This window comes from Candidatus Cloacimonadota bacterium, from assembly GCA_020532085.1.
GTDB lineage: Bacteria > Cloacimonadota > Cloacimonadia > Cloacimonadales > Cloacimonadaceae > Syntrophosphaera.
The window spans coordinates 1-2517 of sequence record JAJBAV010000098.1 but is presented as its reverse complement, the minus strand read 5'-3'; the positions used below and the strand labels follow the sequence as shown (position 1 = coordinate 2517).

The following is a 2517-nucleotide window of genomic DNA, read 5'->3' as shown; positions in this document are numbered from 1 at the left end:
GCTCTTTTACATAGAATATTCTTCAGGTCAAGCCGGCATATTTTTTCCTCATCGATTCCCCTTTCATCGACAGATTGATCTTATGGGCATTATGGACCAGCCGGTCGAGAATGGCATCAGCAATGGTGGGATCGCCGATTTGTTCATGCCAGAGATCCATGGGGAGTTGACTGGTTACAATAGTGGAGGCATGGCCATGTCTTTCCTCGACGACCTCCAGGAGGTCTCTTCGTTCAGAGTCAGTCATGGGTGCGAGACCGAGATCATCAATCACCAGGACATGAGCCTTGGCAAGCTTATGGATCGTTTTTCCATAACTTCCATCTCCCCGGGACAGGGCCATCTGATAGGAGAACTTGGGAGAGCGGATGTAGAAGGCCCGGTATCCTTCCCGGCAGGCCTTGTTGGACAAGGCGCAGGCAAGGAAGGTTTTTCCCGATCCGGTTGGGCCGGTGATGATGATGTTATGATGACGCCTCACCCAATCGCAGGAGATGAGGCTCATGAATACGGACTGATCGATTCCCCGTGGGGTCTTGTAGTCGATGTCCTCCACGCAGGCATTGAGTTTCAACCTGGCATTTTTCAGATACCGCTCCATGCGGTTGTTCTCCTTCCAGGTCCATTGGCGGTCCACAATGAGGCCGAAACGTTCCGCAAAGGAGAGCCTGTCCATATCGGGCTGATTGAGCTGATCGGCAAAGGCCTCCGCCATTCCCGTCAGCTTCAGTTCATAAAGTTTGTTCAGGGTCTGTTGATTAAGCATGAGCGGACTCCTCCTGTCGGTAATATTCCTGCCCCCGGATATTGTCATGGATGATCTTCTTCTCCGGTGATGATTCCGGCAGCTCCTGGGCATCGAGGTTGGTTTTCAGGATGGATTCGATGCTCTTGTAGCTGTAGGCTTTCAGAAGAAGGGCGCGGCCGCAGGCGGCTTCCAGCCGTTCTGGAGAGTAACGTTTTGCCAGTCGCATGATGCCCAGGCAGGAGCGGAACCCCTGCTGGGGATGCCTGCGGCTCTCCATGATGCAGGAAACGATCTGCCGGGTATTGGGACCGTTTTTGCCTGCCCAGTCCATGATCCGGGAAGGGGTCCATTCCAGATATTTCTGATGGGCCTTGGGCATATGTTCCGTCAGCGTGGTGTGTTGACATTTTTCGCTGCTTCTCGCATGGCTGGCGACGCGGCGGTTTTTGAACAAGATCTCCACCGTGGTTGCCGTCAGCCACGCCTCCACCTGTTCTTTTACAAGCTGATAGGGGACGCTGTAATAGTGACCGTCAATCGCGACATGGTAGTCAATGTTCACCCGAACCTTCTTGCATTCGGCATAGACATAGGGACTGGCAGGAAGGGGCTTCAGGGCCGGACGGTCAAGAGTTTCGTAAAGACTTCTCCGGGTGCCGTTCATCTTCTGGAACGTGCGGTTGTTGAGATCCTCCAGCTTTTCGGCGATGGCGTTGTTCAGCTCGCCGATGCTGAAGAAGGTGTGATTCCGAAGCGCCGCCAGGATCCACCGTTCCGCTATGAGAACGGCCGACTCCACCTTGGCCTTGTCCTTGGGCTTGACGATCCGGGCGGGGATAATGACCGTATTGTAGTGGCAAGCCATTTTGTAATAGGTCGGGTTGATGTCCGGTTCATAATAGCAGGCTTTGGTTACGCCGGTTTTCAGGTTGTCGGGAACGAGAATCTCCGGTACGCCCCCAAAGAAATTGAGCGCCCGGACATTGGCGTCGATCCAGGAGGGGAGATCCTGGGAAATACTTGCCCAGGCAAAGGTATAGTTGCTGGCGCCGAGGGTGGCAATAAAGAGATAGGCGTCTATGGTTTCTCCTGTCAACGGATCAGTAACCGGAATCGTCTGGCCGGCGTAATCAAGAAAGAGTTTTTCTCCCGCCCGGTGGGTCTGGCGAAGGCAGACATCCAGCTTGTTGCACCACTGGTGGTAATGGTAACAGAACTGGCTGTATTGATAGCCATCCGGGTTGACCTGCCTGTATTCCAGCCACAGCAGCCGGAGGGTCACCCCTTTGCGGGTCAGCTCCTTACGGAGATATTCCATGTCGGGAAGATTCCACTTCTCGGAACACTCTGCAGGAACGGAGGGTGAAAACAACAGGGCTTCCAGACGGCCGTCATCGAGATCAGACACCTCTGGCCAATTTAAACCGGCACGCTCGGCACGTACCAGGTACTCCCTGATCGTGCTGCGGGCAATTTTGCAGCTCTGTTCAATCTGTTTGTTGGAGAGCTTTTTCTCCCATTTCAGTCGTAAAACTTCTTTGATGGTGCGCATGGATAACCTTTCCGCCGCCACTTCAGCCTCCCAGTTTTTTTGAAGGCCTCTAACGGCTTTTATTGGATTTATCCAGCGTTCTCTAGAGATCCACCAGGGGGTGGCGGAATGGCCCGGAATCAGGTGGCGGCTTCCACCGGATTTGGGTGGCGGAATGAAACGGAATCAGGTGGCGCTTTCAAACGGAATCGGGTGGCGGAATGGCCCGGAATACGCA

General features: G+C 54.0%; 2 protein-coding genes. Both read right to left on the bottom strand.

Translation table 11 applies throughout. The features are described 5' to 3' along the window. Positions 1-22 precede the first annotated feature (22 nt). The gene (gene istB / locus LHW45_11380) at positions 23-766 is read right to left on the bottom strand and encodes an IS21-like element helper ATPase IstB (protein MCB5286170.1); all 744 of its coding nucleotides are present in this window, start codon (positions 764-766) and stop codon (positions 23-25) included. After that, complete coding sequence (istA, locus tag LHW45_11375; protein MCB5286169.1) at positions 759-2300, bottom strand: IS21 family transposase; 1542 nt, start codon at positions 2298-2300, stop codon at positions 759-761. Before istA ends, istB begins: the two co-directional genes overlap by 8 nt. Between the last annotated feature and the right edge of the window lie 217 nt (positions 2301-2517).

Excerpts from the sequence above, each read along its gene's own strand:
- istB (MCB5286170.1), bottom strand. The coding sequence starts at position 766 with ATGCTTAATCAACAGACCCTGAACAAACTTTATGAACTGAAGCTGACG.
- istA (MCB5286169.1), bottom strand. The coding sequence starts at position 2,300 with ATGCGCACCATCAAAGAAGTTTTACGACTGAAATGGGAGAAAAAGCTC.